The following is a 24,386-nucleotide window of genomic DNA, read 5'->3' as shown; positions in this document are numbered from 1 at the left end:
GGGGCCTGTCAGCCTCGTGCCAGCCCTCCCGGGCAACGATGGCCCGCCAGCGAAAAGGCCGAAAGACGGATTGTTTCAGAGGCCAACACCGTGGCACCGGGCGATGCTGCAAGGTCGCTGCAGGTGACGCCTTGTCGCCGGGATAGCGGTCCTGCCCCTCCATTTCCGGCATCTCTCGGTTGCGCCAGAGCGCGCGCCGCCGGTTTGCAAAGCCCCCTGCGGAAGACCTCAGGGGCCAATAGGTCGGTCCAGATGCGCGCCTGTCATTCGGTGCTTTTATCACCCGCACCGCAAAGCGCGGTGCATGCTCTGCGTGCCAGACAGTCTTGCGGCGTCGCAAAAATGCGGTCTTGATGGGAAAGAATGTCGCCCCCCCGGCAGGCAGCCGTGGAAAGCTCCATCGGTGGTCAGCCGGGGATGGCCAGCGCATGCGACTGTCCGGACCAGACACCCGGCACCCTCCAACCCGACCCAGATGGGGTCAACGGCGAAAGGTCTCCTGCCTTGATACCACGATCAGCGCTTTCAGACTGTGCCGAGACATGACAAGGGTCGCGGTTCTCGGGTTCCATCTTGAGAGCAATCGCTTTGCTCCGCCGACCCGCCGTGCGGATTTCGACCTGCGGACCTGGTTGGAGGGCGATGCCATCTTGGCCGACGCGCAATGCGACGCGCCGCGCCAAGGGGCGGAAATCCCTGCCTTTCTGGAGGAAATCGCTCGGCATATCGACGCCGAGATCCTTCCCGTGCTTGTGGCCGCGGCAGAACCCGGCGGTCCGCTGGAAGAGGATGTGCTGGCGCACGTCCTGAACACGATCAGGCACAGGCTCACCGATCAACACCCCGTTGACGCGGTCTACATCGCCAGTCACGGGGCCATGGTCGGTGTCGAAACGCTGGATCCCGATGGTGCGCTGCTGGAAGTTGTCAGGGAGGCCGTCGGACCGGATGTTCCAATTGTCGCCACCCTCGATCTGCATGCAAACCTGTCCGATCGGATGGCTGCGGCCGCTGATTGCCTGATCGGCTACAGGACCAATCCCCATGTCGATCAGGCCGATGTCGCCCGCGAAGCCGCCGTCATCCTTGCCCGCATGGTCACAGGGTGCAGGGTTCACATGGCCTCGGTGCGTCTGCCGCTCACACCTACGAGCGTGACCTTGCTGACCGATGGACCGGGTGCCTATGCCGAACGGATCCGCGATGCCGCGCAGTTGACTGACCCGGAAGGCGTGATCGTCAATGCAACGGTGCTTGGCGGTTTCGTCTACAGCGACACGCCGGATAACGGCATTGCCACGGTGGTGACCGCGACCCATCGCGCCACCGCAGAGCGGGAGGCGGCGCGGCTTGCCGGGCTGCTCTGGGCGGACCGGGAACGCTTTGACCGCACGCTGACCAGTATTCCGGAGGCGGTTCGTGCCGTCACCGCCGATGATGGCGCGCGGTGGATCCTGTCTGATGCGGGTGACAATCCCGGGGGCGGCGGTCGCGGGACATCGACCGATCTCCTGCGCGCTCTGATCGGGGCCGGGGCCGGGAATGTGCTTTATGGTCTGTTCATCGATCCAGACCTTGCAAGAGAGGCGACCGCAGCGGGCCTCGGATCGCGGATCACGGCCCGGTTCCTGCGGCGCGGATCCGACGGCTTTGGAGATCCTTTCTCCGCAGACGCGCGGGTTCTGGCCATCAGCGATGGGCGGGTGGTCGGACGGCGCGGGCTGGTTGCCGGACGGCAGGTGGATCTGGGCCCCACGGCGGCCCTTGCGATCGGCGGGCTGACAGTGGTCGTCTCCAGCAATCGCAAACAATGCGCGGACCCGGTCTATTTCGAGCATCTCGGTTTTGACCCCGGCGCATATCGGGCGGTGGTGGTGAAAAGCCGCGGGCATTTCCGGGCCGGTTTTGACGAGTTCTTCAATCCGGATCAGGTGCTTGAGGTCGACACCAAAGGGCTGACCAGCCCGATCCTGAGCAACTTCACCTTCCGCGGGCTGCCCCGTCCGGTCTACCCGCTGGATGCAGACGTCGTCTGGACACCGCCGGACTGGGCCATACCGCATCTCCAATCGCTGGACCTGTTGCCATGACCCATCGGATTGCGCTTGCCGGGTTGCATATGGAATGCGCCAGTTTCCTGCCGCATGTCACGCATAGAGATGTGTTTGAGGCATGCACGGTGCGCGGGCATGCCGTGCTCGACCGGTTTCGGGGCTCCAATACGGTCATGGGCGGTTTCCTGAGCGTCATCGACGCGGCCGGTGCGGAGGCGATCCCGATCCTGCACGCCGATGGCGGGGCGGCCGGGCTGGCCGATCAGGCCGCAGTCGCGGAGTATCGCGCGGAGATCGTCGAGGGTCTGCTGGCGCTGGACGGTGGGATTGATGGGGTTCTCCTGCATCTGCATGGCGCGATGGTGACGCAGGATGAATTCGATCCCGACGCGATGACGCTGGATGTGATACGGTCCGCTGTCGGGCCGGACCTGCCGATCATGGTTGCCTTCGACTACCACGCCAACCTCGACGCCGCGTCGATCGACGCGGCGACGGCGGCCTTCGGGTATCGCTACTCGCCCCATATTGACATGGGCGCGACCGGTGAACGGGCGGCGCGCTGCCTGCTCAGAACACTGGCCGGGGAAATCCGGCCCGCCATGGCGCTCGCCAGACCCGGCCTTATCCTGCCATCGATCTTTTCGGCCACCGATCTTGCCCCGCTGAAAGATCTCGTTGCGGAGGCCGCGCGGCAATCTGGGGACAGCGTGGACTATCGGGACATGTCTCTGTTTGCCGGCTTCGCCTATGCCGACGTGCCCAATTGCGGGGCCTCTGTCGTGGCCGTGGTCGACGGGACAAAGGCGACGGCAGAGGCTCTGGCGGCAGAGCTGTCCGGCAAGATGGCGCAGGCGCGCGCGGCGCTGTCATCCGCCGCGCCCGTTTATGGTCTTGCCGAAGGCATTGAACGGGCACTCGCTCTTGCAGACAGGTCAAGCCGGCCGGTGGTCGTGCTGGAACATGCGGACCGGGCCAATGACAGCACCCACGGCCTCAGGATGCTTTTGGGCGCGGCGGAGCGCGCGCGCATCGCCGTGCCGTTTCTCTGGGACCCCGGGGCGGTCAGGACTGCCATGCAGGCGGGCGTGGGTGGCGAGGTCACACTGGCACTCGGCGGGCATTCCGCGCCGCTTGCCGGCGGCCCGGTGACCGTGAGGGCGAAAGTCGCCGCGGTGCGGTCGGATTTCACCTATCGCGGGACCGGCGCGATGCGGGCCGGCAGCGAGGTGCGGCTGGGCGACAGCGTGCTTCTCGATGTGAAGGGCCTGATGATCAGCGTCACAAGCCTGTCTCAGAGCGCGATCGACTTTGATCCCTTCCACCAGTTCGATCTCGATCCGGCGGATTTTGACATCATCCTGCTGCGATCAAAAACGCATTTTCGGGCGGCTTGGGAAGGGTATGCCGCCGGGATCGTCATCGTCGATACGCCGGATTATGGGCCGGCGGACATATCCGCCCTGCCCTACAGGCACGCCCGGCCTTGAGCCACGCGCCTATCTGCTGGCATGTGAGATCAAGCGGTCGATAAACGCCTCACAGGCGGACAGCTCGTTGCGCGTGATGAACTCGTCGGCCTTATGCGCCCTGTCGATATCACCGGGCCCGCATACCACGGTCGGGATCCCGCCGGTCTTGCTGAAACGCCCTCCCTCGGTGCCATAGGCCACCTTGCGGTGATCGTTGCGGCCTGCCAGCCGTTTGGCGAGGATGACAATCTCGTGCTCGGGCGCGCTGTCCAACCCGGGATAAGCGATCGTGCTTTCAAGCCGGAAAGACGCGTTCGCACTGACCGCTTGCATGCGCGGCAGCAACGCGGTGTCCACGAAGCGCTGCATATGGTCCGCCATGGCGTCGACATCTTCATTCGGAAGGGCGCGAAACTCGAATTCAAACCGGCAATGCTCCGGCACGATGTTCAGTGCTTCGCCGCCATGGATCACGCCCACATGCGTCGTGGTGAAAGGCACGTCGAACAGCGGGTCGCGGGCGCCGGTTTCCTCGATCTCGCGTCCAAGGCGCCGCAACTCGACGAGGAACTCCGCCGCGTAATCCACCGCATTCACGAAATACGGCGCGCGCGAAGAATGCCCCGGACTTCCGGTCACCGACGCCTCGAAGGCGCGCTTTGCCTTGTGGCTGGTCACGATATCCATGCCGGTCGGCTCGCCAACGAAGCAACCGAGAGGCGGCACGGCCCATTCACCGATCCAATCGATGACATCGCGCACGCCGAGGCACCCCACCTCCTCGTCATAGGAAAAGACAAGATGCAGCGGCGCGTTCAGCCGGGCCGCCGCCATCTGTGGCGCACGCGCAAGGCAACAGGCCAGAAAGCCTTTCATGTCGGTCGCACCCCGACCAAACAACTTGCCGTCGCGCTCTGTGAGCGTGAACGGGTCGGTTGACCACGCCTGCCCGTCCACCGGCACCACGTCCGTATGACCGGACAGGATATAACCCGGGACATCTTCCGGCCCGAAACTGGCGATGAGGTTGGCCTTGTCTCCGGTTTCGTTCGGAATGCGCTCGATCCGGGCGCCGAGCCCCGACAACGTCATTTCCAGATAATCGACCAACGCGAGATTCGAGCGATGGCTGACCGTATCGAACCCGACCAATGCCCGGAGATGGTCGATGCTGCTTGGCTGATCTGATGGTGTCACGACGCGAACCCCGGGTCTTGTGGTCGGCGCTTGGGCAAACAGGGGCGTGCGGGCGTGCCGTTTGCGCAGCGCAGTGTCGCGCCTCCCGCAAGACGCGCCGCCCTTGTTGTGACGCAGGCGGTTGGCAAAGCAAACCAAAAAAACGCTTCCCAGAACGTCGACAGTGCGACTAACCTTCGAGGTAGCTGACCGGTGAGGGCCGAAAAAGAGCGCCTCCCGGCCAGCAAGGAAGGCTGCTATCAGGGAGTACAGTCAATGTGGAAATCGCTTTCTGCCGCGACATTCGCGGTGGGGTTTGTCATGGGCAGTGTGGCTCAAGCGGAGGACATCACCATTGCGGTGGCGTCCGAAGTCACGGCTATGGATCCGCACTATCACAACACCGGCAACAACAATCAGATCGTTGGCCTCATCTATGATCGCATGCTTCATCAGGACAGCAATCAGCAGCTTGAGCCCGGTCTGGCCGTCGAATGGGGTCCGATTGCGGACGATGTCTGGGAGTTCAAGCTGCGCGAGGGCGTGAAATTCCATGACGGCTCCGACCTGACAGCGGAGGATATCGTGTTCAGCTACGAACGCGTGCCGAACGTGCCGAACAGCCCGTCATCCTTCGCGACATACACCGCCGGTATCGCCGAGATCACCGTGGTGGATGACTACACCCTTCAGTTCCGCACCAACGGCCCCTACCCGCTTCTGCCGATCGACCTGTCGACCATCCAGATCGTCAGTTCGGAAAACCCGGACGCGACCACAGAGGATTACAACTCCGGTGTCGCAAGCATCGGCAGCGGCCCCTACAAGTTCGTGAGCTATACCCCCGGCGAAAGCATCGTCCTCGAAGCCAACCCGGATTACTGGGGTGGCGCTCCGGAGTTCGACACGGTCACCTACAGGCCGATCAGCTCCGATGCCGCCCGTGTTGCCGCGCTTCTGGCCGGTGATGTCGACGTGATTTCGGGCGTGCCGACCTCCGACATCGCGACGCTGGAAGACAACCCGGATATCGTGCTCAGCCAAGGCGTGTCGAACCGCGTGATCTACCTGCATGTGGACAGCCGCCGGGTCTATTCGCCCTTCGTCACCGACAATGACGGCAACCAGATCTTCAATCCGCTTCAGGACGTGAATGTCCGCAAGGCAATCTCGATGGCCATCGACCGCGACACCATCGTGGAAGAGGTGATGGAAGGCATCGCGATCCCTGCCGGGCAAGTCCTTCCTGAAGGCTTCTTCGGTGTGTCCGAACAGATCGAGGTGCCGGAATACGACCCGGAGGGCGCCAAGCAGTTGCTGGCCGAGGCGGGCTATCCGGACGGCTTCAAACTGACGATCCACGGACCCAACGACCGCTACATCAACGACGAGCAGATCGCGCAGGCCATTGCGCAGATGCTGACCCGCGTGGGCATCGAAACCGCCGTCGAGACCATGCCACGCTCGGTCTATTTCGGTCGCGCCACGGGTGACGAGAACGGCTCGGAATTCTCGCTGATGCTTGTGGGCTGGGGCTCCGGAACCGGCGAAGCCTCTTCTCCGCTTCGTGCGCTCCTGCATACCCGCAACGATGAAACCGGGCTCGGCCGGACGAACCGCGGTCGGTATTCCAGCGCGCCGTTCGATGCCACGCTTCAACTGGCGCTGAACACCGTGGATGACGACATGCGCGCAGCACTGCTGGCCCGTGCCACGGAAATCGCCATGCGCGAAGTGGGCCTGATCCCGACGCATTTCCAGGTGAACACCTGGGGCACCCGTCAGGGTCTGCGCTACATCCCCCGCACGGATGAATACACGCGCCCGACCAACGTCGTGATCGAGTAAGCACAGCAAGAGCGGGCCGGTGCCTATGCGCCGGTCCGCATTTTTTCACGCGACCGACGTCCGAACGCCACGCTGCCGGACGATCATCACCTAGAACGGGCCTCCGGTCATGACGGTCTTCATCATTCGCCGACTGCTTCAAAGCGTGCTCGTGGTTGCGGTCATGACCGTTCTGGTGTTTGCCGGGGTCTACGCCATCGGCAACCCCGTCGAAATCCTGATCAGTCAAGACGCCACCGAAGCCGAGCGCGCCGCGGCGATCGCGCGGCTTGGCCTCGACAAGAGCCTTCCGGAGCAATATCTGGCCTTTCTCGGCAACCTTCTGAAAGGCGATCTGGGCACCAGCTTCGTATTCGGGGAACCTGCGCTTCAGCTTGTGCTCGATCGCTTCCCCGCAACCATGGAGCTGGCGATCTGTGCCATGATCATCTCGATCTTCATCGGGGTGCCGCTCGGCCTTTACGCAGGCCTGCGCCCCGACAGCGTCGGTGGCCGCACGATCATGACCGGGTCCATTTTCGGTTTCTCGCTGCCGAATTTCTGGCAAGGGCTGATGCTGATCATGCTGTTTGCGGTGATCCTGCAATGGCTGCCTGCCGGTGGACGGGGTGAGCGCGGCGAGTTCCTCGGGATCGAGAGCAGTTTCTTTTCATGGGATGGTCTGAGCCATCTGATCCTGCCCGCCATCAACCTTGCGCTGTTCAAGACAAGCCTCGTGATCCGCCTGACCCGCGCCTCTGTGCGCGAAACGATCAACCTCGACTACGTCAAATTCGCACGCGCGAAAGGGCTGAAGCCAAGCCGGGTCATCGGCCTGCATGTCCTCAAGAACATCATGATCCCACTGGTCACGATCATCGGGCTCGAATTCGGCTCTGTCATCGCCTTCGCTGTCGTGACCGAGACGGTCTTTGCCTGGCCCGGCATGGGCAAGCTGATCATCGACAGCATCTTCCAGCTCGACCGCCCCGTGATCGTCGCCTACCTGATCGTGATCGTGTTCCTGTTCATCACGATCAACCTTGTGGTCGACATCCTCTACGCCATTCTGGACCCGCGCGTCCGGCTCTCGGATCAGAAGGCATGAGCAGTATCGACCCCGCATCCGAAATCATCGACGCGCCCGAACCGAAGGCCGCGAAGCCGGTTCCGCCTGCGGTGCGGATCGCGAGAGACTTTCTCGAAAGCCCGCTGGCCGTCATTGGTCTGGCCATCCTCTCCGTGATCATTCTGCTTGCCGTCTTCGCGCCGCTCCTGGCACCGCAGAACCCCTATGATCTTTCCGAAATCAGACTGGAAGACAGCCGCCAGCCCCCCGGCTCGCAGCGCATGACAGAACCGTGGGAAGCGGATCTGGCGCTGGCGGTGGATCCTACCGTGGCCGGCAGCACGGCGCTGAGCTTTGACGATCTGGCGCCGGTGGATGGTGCAACGCTTTCCTGGGCCCCGGTCAAGGGTCAGAACGCCGTGACGATCCGGCTTTCGTTCGAGCCGTCCCTGAGCAGTTTCCCGATGGAGCCGCTGCGCCTCGACGACCTGCCCAGACGGGCGGAACTGGACGTCGGCGAAAAGCACAATTTCCGGTCCTTCTGGACCGTGACGCCTGATGATCTGGAGGAATTCACCCTGTCATCGAGCCGGCCGCTGGACGATCCCTTCGAACTGGAACTGGCCATCCGCGGCACCGAGGGCGAGCCGATCATGACCTATTGGCTTGGCACGGACGGACAGGGGCGCGACATGCTCTCGGCCATTATGTATGGCCTGCGCACGTCACTGGCGGTTGGCGTGGTCAGTTGTTTCTTCGCCATGGTGATCGGCCTCAGCCTTGGCATGACGGCGGCCTTTTTCGGGGGCCGGATCGAGACGGTGATCATGCGGATCGTCGACCTCCAGCTGAGTTTTCCCACCATCCTCGTGGCGCTGATGCTGCTGGCGATCCTCGGCTCCGGTGTGGAAAAGGTGATGCTTGCGCTGATCATCGTGCAATGGGCGTATTTCGCACGAACCGCCCGGTCCGTGGCCCTTGTGGAACGGAGCAAGGAATATGTCGAGGCCGCCCAATGCCTTGCCCTCTCCAGAAGCCGCGTCATTTTCCGTCACCTGCTCCCGAACTGCCTGCCGCCAATCATCGTTGTGGCAACGGTGCAAGTGGCCAATGCCATCGCGCTTGAAGCGACGCTGTCCTTTCTCGGCATTGGCCTGCCGGTGACCGAGCCGAGCCTTGGCCTGCTGATCTCGAACGGGTTCGAATTCATGCTTTCGGGCCGCTATTGGATCAGTGTCTATCCCGGTGTCGCGCTGCTGGTCACGATCATCGCGATCAACCTCGTGGGCGACCGGCTCCGCGATGTCCTGAACCCGAGGCTGAACCGATGACCCTGCTGAGCATCGAAAACCTGCACACGCATTTCTTCACCAAGGCAGGCGTGGTCAAATCCGTCGATGGAGTGTCATTCGCGCTGGACCGTGGCGAGATCCTTGGCATCGTCGGTGAGAGCGGTTCGGGCAAGTCGGTGACGGGCTTTTCCATCATGGGGCTGGTTGACCAGCCCGGGCGCATCGTCAAGGGCGCGATCCGCTTTGACGGCAAGGATCTTGTCGGGCTGTCCGAGCCGCAGATGCGCGCCCTGCGCGGGCGCCGGATCGCAATGATCTTCCAGGACCCGATGATGACGCTGAACCCCGTTCTGCGCGTTGACACCCAGATGATCGAGGCGCTCAGGGCGCATGGAAAATGGACCGATGAGGACGCCCGGCAGAGATGTCGCGACGTGCTGGGCCAGGTCGGGATTCCCAGCCCGGATGAACGTCTGAAGAGCTATCCCCACCAGTTCTCCGGAGGGATGCGGCAACGCGTTGCCATTGCCATCGCCCTTTTGCATCAACCGGATCTCATCATCGCAGACGAGCCCACCACCGCGCTCGACGTGACGATTCAGGCGCAGATCCTGTTCGAGGTTCAGAAACTCGTCGCCGAGCACAATACGGCCATGATCTGGGTGACTCATGACCTTGCCGTGGTCGCCGGCCTCGCGGACCGTGTTGCGGTGATGTATGCGGGCCGGATCGTCGAAATGGGAACAACGGATCAAGTGGTGAACAGGCCGCTGCATCCCTACACTGCCGGGCTGATCGGCTCTGCGCCGTCGCGCAACGCGCGGGGCACCCGCCTGACACAGATCAGGGGGATGGCGCCACTGCCCATGGATTTGCCAACGGGCTGCGCCTTTCGCCCCAGATGCGACCATGCAAGCCCGACCTGCGCCACAGCACCGGACCCCACGACGCCGGAGCCCGGTCATCTCGTCAGGTGCCATCACCCGCTCGCCGTTGCACAGGACGAAGGGACGCCGGCATGACGACACCGATCATCGAATTGGATGCGGTTTCCAAGCGTTTCGTGAAGAAACTCGATATCGCCGAGAAATTCGCCCGGCGTCTTGGTGCCAAAGTCGAAGAGCATACGGTCTATGCGGTCGACAGTGTCGATATGGCCATCGCGCCCGGCGAGGTTGTCGGCCTTGTGGGTGAGAGTGGCTGCGGCAAGAGCACGCTTGGGCGCTGCGTTGCAGGGGTCCACCTGCCCTCCGAAGGCAGCATCCGGTATCGCGGCAAGGATGTGACCACGCTCAGGGGCAAGGACGCGCTGGAAAGCCGGCTCAAGGTCCAGATGATCTTTCAGGATCCGATGAGCAGTCTCAATCCCCGCCTGAAAGTGTCCCAAATCATCAGCGAAGCCCCGCTGTTTCACAAGCTCATCAGCCGCGACGAGGTGGATGACTACGTTGCCATGACCATGCAGCGGGTCGGCCTCGACCCGTCCTATCATCAGCGCTATCCGCACCAGTTCTCGGGCGGGCAGCGGCAGCGCATCGGGATTGCCCGCGCCCTTGCCGTGCAGCCGGATTTCATCGTCTGCGACGAGGCGGTGGCCGCGCTCGATGTGTCGATCCAGGCGCAGGTGCTGAACCTGTTCATGGATCTGCGCAAAGACCTTGGCCTCACCTACCTGTTCATCAGCCACGACCTCGGTGTGGTGGAACATCTGAGCGACCGGGTGGTGATCATGTATCTCGGCCGCATCGTCGAGACGGCGCCGACGGACGATCTTTTCAGGGAGCCGAACCACCCCTACACGCAGGCATTGCTGGCCGAAGCGCCACGGCTGGAGACGGATCGCCGGATATACGCGCCGATCAAGGGGGAGATCCCGTCCCCGCTCCATCCGCCGACGGGCTGCCATTTCCATCCGCGCTGCCCGCATGCAACCGAGCGGTGCCGCAGCGAGGTGCCCAAGCTGAAGGAAATCGCCCCGGGCCGGGTGAGCGCGTGTCACCTGAATGATGGGTAGGGGTCGGCCTGCCTGCCGGCAGTATTGGATATGAGGGCAGCGCAGCCAATGGCCGGTTCGGGCCCAAATTGACGGATGCTGCAGGCAAGATGAAAGCCTGCTTTGAGGCTATGCGCTTGTATTTCCTGGTCTTTCATTTGGCTTAGTTGGATGCACCGACCAGATCACCGCGCCAAACTAGCGCTCACGCACTGGCCGCGTTCCGATATGCTGCATGAACCGCAAGAGATAGCCATCTAAGTCCTGTACGAGGAACTCGTCCTGCCCGTTCTCATGGTCGCCCTCGCGATACCAAGCGGTGCGGATCGGACGGTACGGCTCGACCCCTTCGTTGAGCACGCGCTCATAGATCGGATGGACGGCGGCAACTTCGATCTGTAGGTTTAAGCCCCTTCCAAAGGGTGGCTCCAGCCTGCCGGTGATCCATGCGTCTTCAGGATCATCCGGAACAGCTTCGAGCATGATTTGCGCGTGCCCCATCTCGATGTAACAGAAACCATCCTCTGGGCGACCGAACTTCTCGCTAAAGCCGAGGACCTCGCAGTAAAACCTGCGCGACCCCTCAAGGTCACGTACAAGCAGCTCGGGGACGAGGACAGACCAGTGGTCTGGGTCAGTGCGGAACTGGTCTTCGTGTGGCATCAAAAGATCTTCGCAACTTGCATCATAATTGGCGGCAGCCTCGCAATGTTTCGGTTCGATAAACTTTCTTGCGAAGCGGCATGACAGCAGACGTTCATGGCCTTAGTGCGGATGGCGGCTCCGTCCATAAAGCCGACACCTTCCCGCCGCAACGAGCCAAGCGATCCCGCTCTCCCCGCTCATGGCGCATCAAGATGGCTCTCCGACCCGGCTCACACGAGCCAACGACCCAGCCGCACCGCCGTTGCGCCGGGCGTCAGGCGGCGGCTTGGCATGATCAACACGCAGCCGTCATGGGGCGCACGGATTTCCCTGTCGCCATCCGTGCCGATCAATTCTCCCTTTGCCAAGGTCTCAAGCCCCGTAAAAGGCTGGGCGAAGTCGAAGTGCTCGGTCTCGACCGTAACAGGTGTTTCAACCTTCACGACCCTTTGCGCTTCGGGCCGCGCAAGCAGGTTTGGCGCGGCCATGTCGGTGTCGATCATGTCATGCAGCACAAGCCAGCGATAAACGCTGTCGATGGCGACCGCGGCGGCCCCGGCTTCCCAGTGCTGGCCGCATTCGATCAGCACGGCGGTCTTCTCGCTCGCGGGATCGCCAAACCCGCCATAGTCGCGCAAGCGTCGTCCGGCCGCATGACCGGTGTCGGCCACGATGATTTCTGGCGTGCCGAGCCGACGCGACAACGCCACGCTTTTGTCAAGCGGGCCTGCCACGATCACGGGGGCTGTCTTGTGCTGCATGGAATGCACATCCAGCATAAGATCAACCGTATCGATCAACGGGCGGATCTGTCGTGCGCGGTCAACCTCGCAGGAGCTGCGCTCCCCCTCCAAGGTTTCGATATCCCAGACCCGGTTCATGTCTTCATCGACAAACCGGCTCGCCATCGGATCGGCCGGATCGAAGGATTGATAGGCCGCGACATTCGAAAACCCGAGTGTCAGCTTGCCCCGTTTGGGCCGGATCTCCGCCTCGAACAATTGCGCAAGCGCGAGGACGCCGCAGACCTCATTGCCATGAACGAGCGCATTGATCAGCACATGCGGCCCGGCAGTGCCGCTGTCGAAGCTGGTGTAGAACTCTACGCCGGTATTGCCCTTTCGGTATCCCGAGATATCCGGAAAGGACAGCTCGATGGGATACTTGTTGGGGTCGGTCGCGCTCATGATGCGGCCTGCGGAACGATCGGCGGAGCGACACCGTCCGGCAACGGGCAGACATAGGGCGTCTTTGCCAGATGGGCCGCATGCACCTCTTTCGCCCTGGCCCGCAACGCCGGATCCTCGATCAGGCGCTTCGCGGTCGCGGCCATGACCTTCGCGGCATAGACCATGCCCTTATGCGCCGCCGGAGCCTTGCCTTGCGTGACGGTCTGCCAGGTATGAAACGGCGTGCCCACCGCGCAGGTTGCGACCCGGGCCTGGACCGTGGGAACGGCCCAGCTGACGTCCCCCACATCGGTTGATCCCTCTCCGCCGTCGCCCTTGAGATCAAGCGGGGCAACGAAGTTGCACAGAGGCAGATCCTCGTCCGGCGGGGGCATACCACAGCGCCGGAATGACACCGCGATATCGTCCTTGGTGAGGGTCTTCTGGATTTCCCGGGCGAAGTCCCGATCGGCGTCGTCGAAATCCACCGGTCCCAACCGGTCAAGCTCCGCTTGCATGGCCTCTTCGAGGGGCCGGTTGCCGATCAGGTTGGACACGCCGGTAAAGACCTTGGCCTCGACCTGTGTCTCGGTCATCAACGCGGCCCCTTGGGCAATCTTCTTGACCCGTTCGATGAGCGATTGCAGGGTCTGAAGGTCGCTGGCCCGCACCAATTGCCGAATGGTTGCCTTGTGCTGCACCACGTTGGGCGCAACACCGCCCGCGTCCAGATAGGCATAATGGATGCGCGCACCGTCCGGCATGTGTTCGCGCATGTAATTGACCCCGACATTCATCAACTCGACCGCGTCAAGCGCGCTGCGGCCGAGTTCGGGCGCCCCCGCCGCGTGTGCCGCCTTGCCGTGGAACGTGAAATCGATCCGCGTATTGGCGAGCGAATTCGCCTTGTTCACCGCCGTGAAGGTCGCCGGATGCCAAGAAATGGCGGCGTCCACGTCGTCGAACAGCCCTTCCCGGACCATGAACGCCTTTGCGGCGCCACCTTCCTCGGCAGGGCAGCCATAATAGCGCACGCGCGCCTCGATACCGGTCTCGTCAAGCCAATCCTTGACGGCGGTTGCGGCAAGCAGCGCCGCCGCACCGAGAAGGTTGTGCCCGCATCCATGGCCGTTTCCGCCCGCGTCGAGGGGACGTGGCTCGGCAACGCCCGGTTCCTGGCTGAGATAGGGCAAGGCATCGAACTCACCGAGGATCGCGATCACGGGGCCCGCGTGGCCTGCCTCACCGAGAATGGCGGTGGGAATGCCTGCGGCGTTTTCGGTGATCCTGAAGCCCTTCTCGACAAGCATCGCTTTGTGCTCGGCCACCGACCGGTATTCGTTGTAAAGCGTTTCCGGAACGTCGAACACGCGATCTGACAGGCCGATCAAATCCGGTTTGTGGCGGTCAACATTTGACCAGATGACATCCGCATTCTGCATATTCGCCCCTTTGCTGGCTCATGCCAAAAAGGTTCCCACGGTCTTTCATCCTTGGCAAGCAATCACCGATATCCAAACACGCAAAACCGCGTACGCCGTCCATGATCCGCGACGGTTTTTAGGTCCCCGGTATCTGGACATGGCCTGACAGTGCTCCGCCGCAATAAGACAGTCGCTATGGACAATCCTCCGCGCCAATATCCCAGAAGAGACCCGTCATAAGCCTGAGCGCATCCCGGCAAACAGGCTTCAGCACGTGTTCATTTGGCGCATGTTGGGAACACCCCCGATAGGAATGCGGCACCCAGACCGTGGGCAGACCGAGGATGTCCGCGAATACATCATTCGGAAGCGAGCCCGCGAGGTTGGGAAGAACATGCGGCTGTTTTCCGCATGTCGCTTCAAGGGACCGCGACACGAACTTGACCCAGGGATGCGACGGGCTGAGACGCGTTGCATCAAAAAAGCCACGCTGATGGGGCACGATCTCGACGTTTCCAAACCCATGGGCGTCCAGATGCCGACGAAGGGCAGGCAGAATATCGGCCTGATCCGTTCCCACGACATACCGAAGCTGACAGGCCGCCCGCGCATGGGACGATATGGCGTTGACCGGGGCCTCTGGCACGCCGCTTTTCATGGCGAGGATCGCAAAGCTGTTCCATCCATAAACGCGCTCGGCGGGGGAAAGGCTCTCTTCGCCCCAATCCGCGTCGATGGAAGGGCCATCGCCGGAGTCCATGGGCAGGTCCTTGAGCGCGTTGCGGATATCCTCTGTCAGACTGTCCGGCCGCCACTCGGGAATGGCGATTTGCCCGCGGGCATCCGTGATTGTCGACAATGCCTGCGCGAGGATCATCGCGGGATCGGCCAGCAATCCGCCCCAGTTTCCCGAGTGATGGGCGCCGTCACGCAGCGCCACCACAAGATCAAAGGACACGCCGCCGCGCGATCCCATGAACAATGTCGGTGTGTCGGGTTGCAAGCGGGGTCCGTCAGACGCAATCAAGACGTCTGCCGCGAGCGCCTCCTTTCGGGTGCGACAGAATTCGGCCAAACCGGGAGAGCCCATCTCTTCCCCCATCTCGATAATGACTTTGCAGTTGAAGCCAAGCGCACCGCGCACCGTCAGGATCGCTTCAAGCGCGGTCAAATTGATCAGGTGCTGCCCCTTGTTGTCCGCTGTGCCGCGCCCATAGTAGCGGTCGTCCTCTTCAACCAGTCGAAACGGATGCAGCCCCGCGCGCCACTGGTCGGTCTGCGCACGAATGACGTCGCCATGACCATATGTCAGAATGGTGGGAAGCCCGGTGCCCTCCTGCCGCTCCGCCAAGAGGATCGGGCCGGCGCCGGCGTTCGGGTTCGCACAGATCTCACAGGAAAACCCCAGAGCGGTCAGCCGCGTCACCATGGCCTCATCGAGATAGCGCGCAAGCTCCGGAGTGCCGGAGGGCTCCTGGCTTTCCGTCTCGTAGGCAACGAGCCCGCTCAGATCGTTGAAAAAGGAGCCGTCATCGAAATAGGCGGCAATCCGTTGGATGGCTAAATCACGCGTCACGACAGACCTTCGTTGAAGTGAGAGGATAGACACCGGCAGGATGGCACGATCCGGTTTGGATCGCCACCCGAGAGAGCAGCACAGTCTTGGGGAGGCCGCCCGTGTGGATCACACCGCCCACCGAGACCGCAGCCGGAACGCCCAGCGTAATCAACCAGCGCGATGGCGGCATCGGCATGGGCAAACCGGCACCTTGTCGGACGGGTGCGTGGAACACGCAGGGCGGTGCACGCATGCCGTCTGGCGCGCATGAAACACCCTGTCCGTGGCACAAGAACGGCTGCGCATTGTCCCGATCTCAGGCGTTGATGGCACTTCTGCGAACCCTCGGCGATTTGCGTCTCTTGGCACCGTCGTCCTGCGGATTGCTCCGGACGCAACCGAAGCGCGTGCAGGCCCCCATCCGCCCGCCCCTGAATGCCCGTTAAGACCTGCATCGTGGCATCGTTGCTATCGGCTTCGACCGACATGTCGGCGGAAGCTCCGGACGCTTCGAACCGCAAGACAAGAGCGCACGGGCGGTTGGCGCCCCCCTCCCGTTCTCTGGTCACGGACCTGACGACGGACGAGCCAGCCCCTAGAGCCGATCGATCCTGTCAGGACTGCGTGGCGCAGCGTTCCGGTGCCCGTCTCGATCGCAACGCCGTTCATCGGCCTGCAACAGAAAGAAGGGGGAAGCCTGCGACGGACAAGCATGGTTTGGCCCTCCGGCCTGACGCAAAGATGCCGCGATCTCCGGAGAGCCAAGCCCTGGCTGTCGGGTTTCCTCCGATCATCGCGATCACAACGCCGCCTTGCAGCAGACACATCCTGACGTCTCGTGGCTTGAAACGAGGACGACCGCGCGTCTTGGCCAGACGGGAGCGGCGCCGCTACGCGAGATCGCTTCAACGAGACTATTGCGGCAGAACCGCTTGAAATGACGATATTTCTGTTGGAATACTCGGAAAAAGAGCAGTTTTGAAAGACGTTTGATACCCATGCCAGAAATCCAGATCACGCCGGCCCCCGAAGTCGAAACCTACAATCCCTGGGTCGGAGGACCAGCCAGATCCGGATCTTCCGGAGACGTGGTCGCCCTGCCCTCCGGCGGTTTCTTTTCCGCCTGGGCCGCGGGCTCGTTGGGGGTGCGCGGCCGGTTTCACGACAACGACGGACAGGCCATCAACCTGAGCGGTGTGAGTATCAACACCCCCGGCAACTCGATCAGCGCCGTTGATCTCATCTACGAAGCCTCGGGCACGATTCTTGCGGTCTTTGGCGGCAATGCCCTGTCCGCTGTGCGCATCTCCTCCGATGGCAGCGCGGTGACGGATCTCGGCATGATCGCCAGCCCGTCGAACCGCACTGGAGATTTCGTATTGCGCGACCTCACGCAGGTCGCGCCTCTGAATGACGGCGGGTTTGCCCTGCGCTGGGGCACCCTAAACGACGGGGAAAGGATCGAAATCTTCAACGCCGATGGCAGTTCACGCACCGTTGTGCCGGACCCGGACTACAGCGCGGCGCTGACCGTCTTTGAATCCGGCGCTTCGGTGGAGCAACGCGCGCTCGTGACCTTTGCCGATGGCACGCTCGGCGTCGTGTCGGCCTATGCCCATCGTGATCAGACGCCGAATGCCGAGGGTTTCCCCACCAATCTCTTTTTGCAGCGCGTCAATGACGACGGCACGTTGAACGGTGCAGTGACTCGGTTGAGCGACACGCTGGACGTCGAGTCCTTCCGACAGGTCGTCGTGCTCAGCGACGACCGGCTCGCTGTTGCCGGCGGCACCGACCGGTCGCTCGAAATTCGCGTCTTCGATCCCGCTGGTGGCCAGATCGGTGAGACCCAGACCCTGACCGCGACCGATCTCTTTGACAATGTCAGCCGCGTCGGGCCGTCCGTGACATTCACCGATATGGTTGCGCTCGACGATGGCGGCTTCGTGGTGCAGTTCGACGCGGTCATCAAATCCACCTCCTCGGTCCCGGTACCCTATGTCATGCTGATGGACGCCACGGGCCGACCGGCCAATGACCCGGTGCCCTTCGGCGCCGGCGCAACGGACAACAAAGAAGCCATGGCCGTCCTGTCAAATGGATCTGTCGTTGCCTACGAGGCCATCGACGAGGGCGGCTTTCAGATCTTCCAATTCAATTCGCTGGCAGAAGGCCAGATCGCGGTGCCCGCGGCGCTGGAACCGGTCGAGGACGAAGCCTTGACCTGGTTGGCCTCGGATTTCAGCCCGGCGGGCCTTGTTGACGCCGACGGCGTCGGAGATCTGAGCGAGGCGCGCATCACCCTGTGGCGCCTGAACGCGGAGGGTGAGCGCGCGGGGATCGTCGCGTCCCAGAACCAGAACAGCTTCACACCGACCGACTTCGATGGTCGCGTGGGCACGGAATTTCAGTTTCAGTTCGATTTTCTCGACGACGCGGGCAACCCCGAAACGGTGTTTTCAAGCGCCACCGCGCCCACCCGCAACACCAATGATGCACCGACAGAGGGGCCGATCCTCGCTGAGATCCTGGAGACCGGCACCATCCGCACGTTGGGCTCCGCCGCACCGCTTGAGGGCCGTTCACTGACCATTCGGGACGGCTTGGGCGCGTTGGACCCCGACAATGAATCCTGGATTGGCGCCGATGCTCCCGGCGTGACGCTGCAATGGTTCCGCGACGGGGAGGCCCTTCCCGGAGAGACCGGACTGACGCTTGCTCTCGCACAGGAAGACGTCGGCGCCACCTATTTCGTGCAGATGACCTATGTTGACGATTTCGGAACGCGGGAGACGGTGGAGTCGGCCGTTACGGCGCCTTTGCGCAATTTCGACGATCCGCTGACCGGCCTGCCACGCCTCGCCGATCCGGATCAACCCATCCGTCAATTCGATACGGTTACGGTGGACGGCACAGACTTGTCTGACGCAGATGGGATCGACAGCATCCAGTATCAGTTCATCATCAATGGCGTCGGTTTCAGCGTGTTTGGCGAGTCCGACAGCCTGCTTCTCGACAGCCAAAGCTATGTCGGACAAGAGCTTGAAGTGATCGCCCATGTCACCGACGCATTCGGAAACCGCGCCAGCACCGACCGTGTCTCGCTCGGCACGATCGAGAACGTCAACGACGCGCCCGAAGGCGCGCCGCTCATTCTGGGAGACATGATCGAGGATGCGACCCTGCGCCTCGATGTGCGCGCCGTGCGCGACCCGGACGGGCTGAATGCAAGCACGCGCAGCTACCAGTGGCTGCGCGACGGTGTTGCCATCGAGGACGCGACGGGCACCTCCTATCAGCTTGAACAGAGCGATGTCGGGCGGGTGATCACGGTTCGCTATTCCTTCACCGATCTCTTTGGCACAGCAGAAAGCGTGACCAGCCTGCCGGGCGATCCGGTGGAGAACATCCCCGATGCCCCGACGGGGACGCTCCGGGTGGTCGGCGATTTCGTTGAGGACGCCACGCTGCGTGTCGATGCCTCAACCATCGAGGATGCCGACGGTCTGGGCGCGTTTTCATACCAGTGGTTCCGCGGCGCGGACGCCATCCCCGGCGCGACGCAGGACAGCTATGTCGCGGCGCAGGACGACGTCGGTGCGCAGATTTTTGTCGAGATCAGCTATACGGACGGCGCGGGCGACCCCGAGACCATCCGGTCCGAAAACCGGTTCGAAAGCGTGCAGAACGTCGATGATCCGGTCACCGGCACGCCGGTGATCCTGGGCGACGCCCTCGAAGAAACGCTTCTGACCTCCGATCTGTCGTCGATTGAAGATCCGGACGGGATCACGTCGGTCCGCTATCAATGGTTTCAGGACGGTGTCAGCATCGGCGGCGCCACGTTGTCGGAGTTCCGCCCCCGCGAAGAACAGATCGGGCGGCAGATCACGCTTGAAGTGACGATCGTAGACGCGTTCTTCAATACAACCGTGCTGGAATCCGAGATCACCGCCCCGATCGAAGCCATTCCACGGGTGATCGAAGGCACCGCGGAATCCGAAAACCTGCGCGGCAACAACGCCGATGATACGCTCGGTGGCGGAGCCGGTTTCGATACCCTGACCGGCGGACGCGGCAATGATCTGCTTGACGGTGGCAACGATGACGACGTGCTCGACGCGGGCGACGGAAGCGACACGCTCAACGGCGGGAACGGAAACGACGCGCTTGCGGGCGGTCTCGGCGATGACGCCCTGAGTGGCGACGGGGCGGGCACCGCGCCGGGCAACGACACGCTCGAAGGCGGGCCCGGCAACGATACGCTCAATGGCAATGATGGCGATGACGAGATTTTCGGCGGTCAGGGCTTCGATGTGGCCGATGGCGGCGCCGGCGATGACACGCTGACCGGGTTGAACGGGTTCGACAGTTTCGCCGGGGGCGCGGGCAACGACCTGTTGATCGGCAATTTCGGCAATGACACGCTGGACGGCGGTGCGGGCAATGACACGCTTGAAGGCGGGCTCGGGTTCGATGTGCTGCGCGGCGACGCCGATGACGATTTCATCCGAGCGCGTGACGGCTTTGATACGCTGGACGGCGGGACGGGTGCCGACTCGCTTCAGGGCAATAATGGCAATGACAGCTTGTCCGGAGGCGATGGCAACGATCTGCTGCAGGGCGGGCTTGGCGCCGATACGCTTGCGGGCGATGCCGGAGATGACACGCTCGAAGGGGCCAACGGGTTCGACGTTCTCAACGGCGGCAGCGGGCGTGACCAGATCGTTGGCGGCGCGGGGAACGACACGCTTGACGGCGGCGCGGATAACGACACGCTGCGCGGCGGGATCGGGGCCGACACGTTCGTCTTTTCCGTCGGGTCGGGGTCTGACCAGATCAATGATTTCCAGAACAACATCGATGCGGTTCGGATCGACGCGGACCTTCTGAGCGCCGAAGCGCCAACCACGGAGGACCTGCGCGCTTTGGCAACGGTTGTTGATGGCAACCTGACCCTCGCTTTCGAGGGCGGGACAACGCTGACATTCCTTGGTTTTGCAAACGTCAACGCATTGCTGGATGACGTGACGCTTGTCTGATCCGTTCCGCAAAGGCGCAGGGTGGCGATCCATCCGCCCTGCCCTTTTCCTCGCGGCACGGGAGGCAGGTGTTTGTGGTCTCTCGCGATGACACCAGCCGGCGTTCTAGCGTTCTCCGCGCCTGTAGGCCTGCATCAGCGCCTGCGGCACCCGCGCGCGCCGCGCCATGATGATCAGCGCCACGATGGACAGAAGGTATGGCAGCATCAGGAACAGCTGGTAGGGAACGCCCTCGACCACCGTTTGCAGCCGTAGCTGAAACGCATCGAAGAAGGCAAAAAGCAACGCTCCGAGAAGGGCTCGGCCCGGCCGCCACAGCGCAAACACGACCAATGCGATGCAGATCCAGCCGCGCCCCTGCACCATGGTCGGGAAGAACGAGTTGAACGCGGCCAGCGTCAGGAACGCGCCCGCCAGTCCCATCAGTGCCGAGCCGGCCATGATCGTTCCGATCCGCAGCAGGATCGGATCAATGCCCTGTGCATCCGCCGCATGCGGGTTCTCGCCGGTCATGCGGATGGCGAGCCCGAGCGGCGTGCGATAAAGCAGGTAGGCGAGCACGGCAACCAACACCAGCGCAAGATAGGTGGGCGCGGTCTGATTGAACAAAACCGGCCCGATAAACGGCAGATCCGACAGCAGCGGCACGGCCAGCGGGCGGAAGGGCTCCACGGTGGGCGGTGAACTCGCCGTCGGCACCGCGAGCCGATAGATGTAATAGGAGAAGCTCGACGCAAACAGCGTGATCCCCAGACCGGTCACGTGCTGCGACAGGCCAAGCGGCACCGTCATCAACGCGTGCAAGAAGCCGAAGGCCGCACCGCCAAGGGCAGCGGCGGCAAGACCCGTCCAGAGGTCACCACCGGAATAGACGGTCAGCCAGCCGACCATCGCACCGAAGGTCATGATGCCCTCGATGCCAAGATTCAGAACGCCGACCCTTTCGCAAAGCAGGACCCCCAACGTCCCGAGGATTAGCGGCGTGGCGATGCGCAGCACGGCCTCCCACATGCCGACCGACGACAGAATATCCAGAACCACGCTCATCGCCGCACCCGGTATTGCGTCAGAAACAGCGCCACAAGCATCGTCAGCAGAGAGAGCGCGACCGTCACATCGGCGATATAGGACGGCACGCCGAGCGCGCGCGACATGCTGTCCGCCCCGACAAACATGACGGCTGAAAACAGTGCCGCGCCGATCACGCCGATCGGATTGAGATTTGCCAGCATGGCAATAACGATCCCGGAATAGCCGTAATTGGGAGACAGATCAGTTGTCACGTAGCCTTTGACGCCCATGACCTCGATCGCGCCCGCGAGACCGGCCAGACCGCCGGAGAGACAGGCCACCACGACGAGGGTCCGCCCCAATGGCACGCCGGCAAATTCCGCCGCGCGGGCGTTCAGGCCGGCGGCCCGCGATTGCATGCCAAACACGGTGCGCGACTGGATCCACCAGACCACCACCGCGAGGACGAGCGCCACAATCAGCCCGGCATGCAGCCGCGACCGCTCCACAAGCTGCGGCAGGACGGCGGCGTCAGGCACCGGCACGGATTGCGGCCAGCCGAATGCCAGCGGGTCCTTGAGCGGCCCTTCGATCATCATCGACACAAAAAGAACCGCGACGAAGTTCAGCAGGAGGGTCGTGACCACCTCATCGGTGCCAAAGCGCAGCTTCAACCCCACCGGCACCAACAACAGCGCCATGCCCGCGAGTGCCCCGACACAGAGACACAGCAGGATGACGAGAACCGGCGGCGCCGAGGCCAGCCCGGGCACCAGCCCGAATGCCGCAACCGCCAGCGCCCCGAGATAGAACTGGCCCTCCCCGCCGATATTCCAGAGCTTGGCCCGAAACGCGACGGCCGCGGCCAATCCCGTGAGGATCAACGGCGTTGCGCGCGTCAGCGTCTCGGTGATGCCGAGACGCGAGCCGAACGCCCCACGCAGGATGAGACCAAACGCCTCGAACACATTGGCCCCCGCAATCGCGATCAGGATGCCGGACATCGCCAACGCCGCCGCGATGGCGCCGAGCGGAGCCAGAAGGGTCAGCGCCGTGGAGGGCTGTTCGCGCCGTTCAAACCGCATGGGTCGCTCCCGCGTCGAGCGCTTCTGCCTCGATGCCTTCCGCCGCACGCCAATCCCCGGCCATCATGAGACCGAGCAGGCGCGCGTCGGCGCGTTCAGCGGGGATCACAGGGGACAGCGCCCCGCCGACAATGGCACAGATCCGGTCGGCCAGAGCGATCACCTCGTCGAGATCTTCCGAGATCAGCAAGACTCCGCATCCCCGGTCGCGCGCTTCGATCAACCGCCGATGCACGCCCGCGATGGCCCCCTCGTCCAGACCGCGACTGGGCTGCGCCGCCACAAGGATGTCGGGCGCGGCCTCTAGGACCCGGCCAAGGATCAGCTTTTGCATATTGCCGCCCGACAAGAGGCGCACACGCGCATCCACCTGCGCGCCGCGCACGTCATAGTCGCGCAGGATCCGCGCCGCCGTTTCGCGCGCCGCGCCGCGTCGCACCACGCCGCCGCGCGAATACTCCGGTGACCAGATCCGCTCCAGCACCGCGTTTTCCCAGGTCGTCATATCGCCAAGCACCCCCTCGGCATGGCGATCTTCCGGGATGCGCCCGATCCCTGCCGCGATGGCCTGGGGCACGCCGGGGCGCAGCGGGCGGCCCTTCACGTCGAGATGCCCGGTTCTCGGCGCCACAAGACCAGAGACCAGCCCGGCCAAGGTGGTCTGGCCATTGCCGGAGACCCCGATGATGCCCAGCGTCTCGCCCGCGCGCAGGGTAAAGCTGATCCCCTTGAGAGAGGCCCCACCCTTGCCCGGCACGGTCACGTCGCGCGCCTCCAGCACCACCGGGCCCGGCCGGGCGGGCGGGCGGACCGGGCGTTCCACCGCGCTGCCGACCATAAGCTCGGCCAGCTCCTCCTTGGAGGTGGCCCCGGTCGCGCGTTCGGCCACCACGCGACCGGCGCGCAAGACAACAACGCGGTCAGAGGCGGACATCACCTCGTGCAGCTTGTGCGAGATGAAGATCAGCGAAAGCCCGTTCGCCGCCATGGCGCGCAGCTTTGCGAACAGCGTATCGGCCTCTTGCGCGGTCAGAACCGCCGTCGGCTCATCAAGGATCAGGATACGCGCGTCATTGTAGAGCGCCTTGAGGATCTCAACCCGCTGACGCTCCCCGACCGACAGGTCAGACACACGCGCATCGGGATCGACCGCAAGCCCGAAGCGCTCGGACAGCCTGCGCAGTTTCTCGCGCGCATGGGCGATGTCGGAGCGCAATCGCCACAGCGGTTCGGTGCCGGTCATCACGTTTTCGAGCACCGTGAGATTGGCCGCGAGCGCAAAATGCTGATGCACCATGCCGACGCCAGCGCGGATCGCCGCGCGCGACTTGCCTTGCGGCAGCAACGCGCCATTCACACGCACCGCACCCTCATCAGCCGTGTAATGCCCGAAGAGGATCGACATGAGCGTCGTCTTGCCTGCACCATTCTCGCCAAGCAGAGCGACGATCTCGCCTTGGTCGAGATGCAGCGACACCGCATCATTGGCCAGCGTCGCGCCAAAGCGTTTGGTGATGCCTTCGAGTTCGAGAACCCGTGTCACGCCCGCCCCCCGTCACGGGGGCAGGC

Annotated in this window: 16 protein-coding genes; 8 read left to right on the top strand and 8 right to left on the bottom strand. The window is 63.2% G+C overall.

The genetic code is table 11. From position 1 onward, the window contains the following. Positions 1 to 542: 542 nt before the first annotated feature. Both J1C49_RS04520 and J1C49_RS04515 read left to right on the top strand, forming a co-directional pair. Positions 543 to 2,090, top strand: coding sequence for a M81 family metallopeptidase (locus J1C49_RS04520; RefSeq protein WP_227444616.1), 1,548 nt, complete (start codon positions 543 to 545; stop codon positions 2,088 to 2,090). Further along, on the top strand, positions 2,087 to 3,544 hold the full coding sequence (locus J1C49_RS04515) for a M81 family metallopeptidase (RefSeq protein ID WP_227444615.1): 1,458 nt from the start codon (positions 2,087 to 2,089) through the stop codon (positions 3,542 to 3,544). The genes J1C49_RS04520 and J1C49_RS04515 overlap by 4 nt, the downstream gene beginning before the upstream one ends. A 9-nt stretch (positions 3,545 to 3,553) precedes the next feature. Here J1C49_RS04515 and argE read toward each other — a convergent pair whose 3' ends face one another. Next, positions 3,554 to 4,723 (bottom strand): acetylornithine deacetylase, encoded by a 1,170-nt coding sequence (argE, locus tag J1C49_RS04510; protein WP_227444614.1) that lies wholly within the window; start codon positions 4,721 to 4,723, stop codon positions 3,554 to 3,556. 255 nt (positions 4,724 to 4,978) lie between these two features. On the opposite strand from argE, the gene J1C49_RS04505 reads away from it, so the two are divergent. The 5 genes from J1C49_RS04505 (at position 4,979) to J1C49_RS04480 (ending at position 10,904) form a co-directional block, all read left to right on the top strand. Further along, on the top strand, positions 4,979 to 6,550 hold the full coding sequence (locus J1C49_RS04505; protein ID WP_227444613.1) for an ABC transporter substrate-binding protein: 1,572 nt from the start codon (positions 4,979 to 4,981) through the stop codon (positions 6,548 to 6,550). Between the two features lie 109 nt (positions 6,551 to 6,659). After that, on the top strand, positions 6,660 to 7,637 hold the full coding sequence (locus J1C49_RS04500) for an ABC transporter permease (protein ID WP_227444612.1): 978 nt from the start codon (positions 6,660 to 6,662) through the stop codon (positions 7,635 to 7,637). Continuing rightward, positions 7,634 to 8,929, top strand: coding sequence for an ABC transporter permease (locus tag J1C49_RS21905; protein ID WP_370639373.1), 1,296 nt, complete (start codon positions 7,634 to 7,636; stop codon positions 8,927 to 8,929). The genes J1C49_RS04500 and J1C49_RS21905 overlap by 4 nt, the downstream gene beginning before the upstream one ends. Next, positions 8,926 to 9,912, top strand: a complete 987-nt coding sequence (locus J1C49_RS04485; RefSeq protein ID WP_227444611.1) for an ABC transporter ATP-binding protein — start codon at positions 8,926 to 8,928, stop codon at positions 9,910 to 9,912. The genes J1C49_RS21905 and J1C49_RS04485 overlap by 4 nt, the downstream gene beginning before the upstream one ends. Next, complete coding sequence (locus J1C49_RS04480) at positions 9,909 to 10,904, top strand: ABC transporter ATP-binding protein (protein ID WP_227444610.1); 996 nt, start codon at positions 9,909 to 9,911, stop codon at positions 10,902 to 10,904. Before J1C49_RS04485 ends, J1C49_RS04480 begins: the two co-directional genes overlap by 4 nt. 177 nt (positions 10,905 to 11,081) lie before the next feature. On the opposite strand, the gene J1C49_RS04475 is transcribed toward J1C49_RS04480, so the two are convergent. The 4 genes from J1C49_RS04475 to J1C49_RS04460 all read right to left on the bottom strand — a co-directional run bounded on the left by J1C49_RS04475 (position 11,082) and on the right by J1C49_RS04460 (position 15,697). Further along, entirely contained in the window at positions 11,082 to 11,546 is a 465-nt protein-coding gene (locus J1C49_RS04475; protein ID WP_227444609.1) for a VOC family protein, read from the bottom strand. A 212-nt stretch (positions 11,547 to 11,758) separates the two neighbouring features. Continuing rightward, on the bottom strand, positions 11,759 to 12,715 hold the full coding sequence (locus J1C49_RS04470) for a succinylglutamate desuccinylase/aspartoacylase family protein (protein WP_227444608.1): 957 nt from the start codon (positions 12,713 to 12,715) through the stop codon (positions 11,759 to 11,761). Continuing rightward, on the bottom strand, positions 12,712 to 14,139 hold the full coding sequence (locus J1C49_RS04465) for an amidohydrolase (protein ID WP_227444607.1): 1,428 nt from the start codon (positions 14,137 to 14,139) through the stop codon (positions 12,712 to 12,714). The genes J1C49_RS04470 and J1C49_RS04465 overlap by 4 nt, the downstream gene beginning before the upstream one ends. Positions 14,140 to 14,314: 175 nt before the next feature. Then, on the bottom strand, positions 14,315 to 15,697 hold the full coding sequence (locus J1C49_RS04460) for a M20 family metallopeptidase (protein ID WP_227444606.1): 1,383 nt from the start codon (positions 15,695 to 15,697) through the stop codon (positions 14,315 to 14,317). Positions 15,698 to 16,677: 980 nt separating this feature from the next. Between J1C49_RS04460 and J1C49_RS04455 the strand changes: the two genes are divergently transcribed. Next, positions 16,678 to 20,721, top strand: a complete 4,044-nt coding sequence (locus J1C49_RS04455) for a hypothetical protein (RefSeq protein WP_227444605.1) — start codon at positions 16,678 to 16,680, stop codon at positions 20,719 to 20,721. 105 nt (positions 20,722 to 20,826) lie between these two features. Here J1C49_RS04455 and J1C49_RS04450 read toward each other — a convergent pair whose 3' ends face one another. From J1C49_RS04450 to J1C49_RS04440, 3 genes are read right to left on the bottom strand one after another with little or no spacing between them, the layout of a single operon-like run. Then, positions 20,827 to 21,768: an ABC transporter permease gene (locus J1C49_RS04450; protein WP_227444604.1), complete on the bottom strand. Its 942-nt coding sequence runs from the start codon at positions 21,766 to 21,768 to the stop codon at positions 20,827 to 20,829. Further along, entirely contained in the window at positions 21,765 to 22,817 is a 1,053-nt protein-coding gene (locus tag J1C49_RS04445; protein ID WP_227444603.1) for an ABC transporter permease, read from the bottom strand. Before J1C49_RS04445 ends, J1C49_RS04450 begins: the two co-directional genes overlap by 4 nt. Further along, complete coding sequence (locus tag J1C49_RS04440) at positions 22,807 to 24,360, bottom strand: ABC transporter ATP-binding protein (protein ID WP_227444602.1); 1,554 nt, start codon at positions 24,358 to 24,360, stop codon at positions 22,807 to 22,809. Before J1C49_RS04440 ends, J1C49_RS04445 begins: the two co-directional genes overlap by 11 nt. Between the last annotated feature and the right edge of the window lie 26 nt (positions 24,361 to 24,386).

This window comes from Cognatishimia sp. F0-27, assembly GCF_020667845.1.
Classification (GTDB): Bacteria; Pseudomonadota; Alphaproteobacteria; order Rhodobacterales; family Rhodobacteraceae; genus JAFMPQ01.
This window is presented reverse-complemented; position numbering and strand designations above follow the sequence as displayed.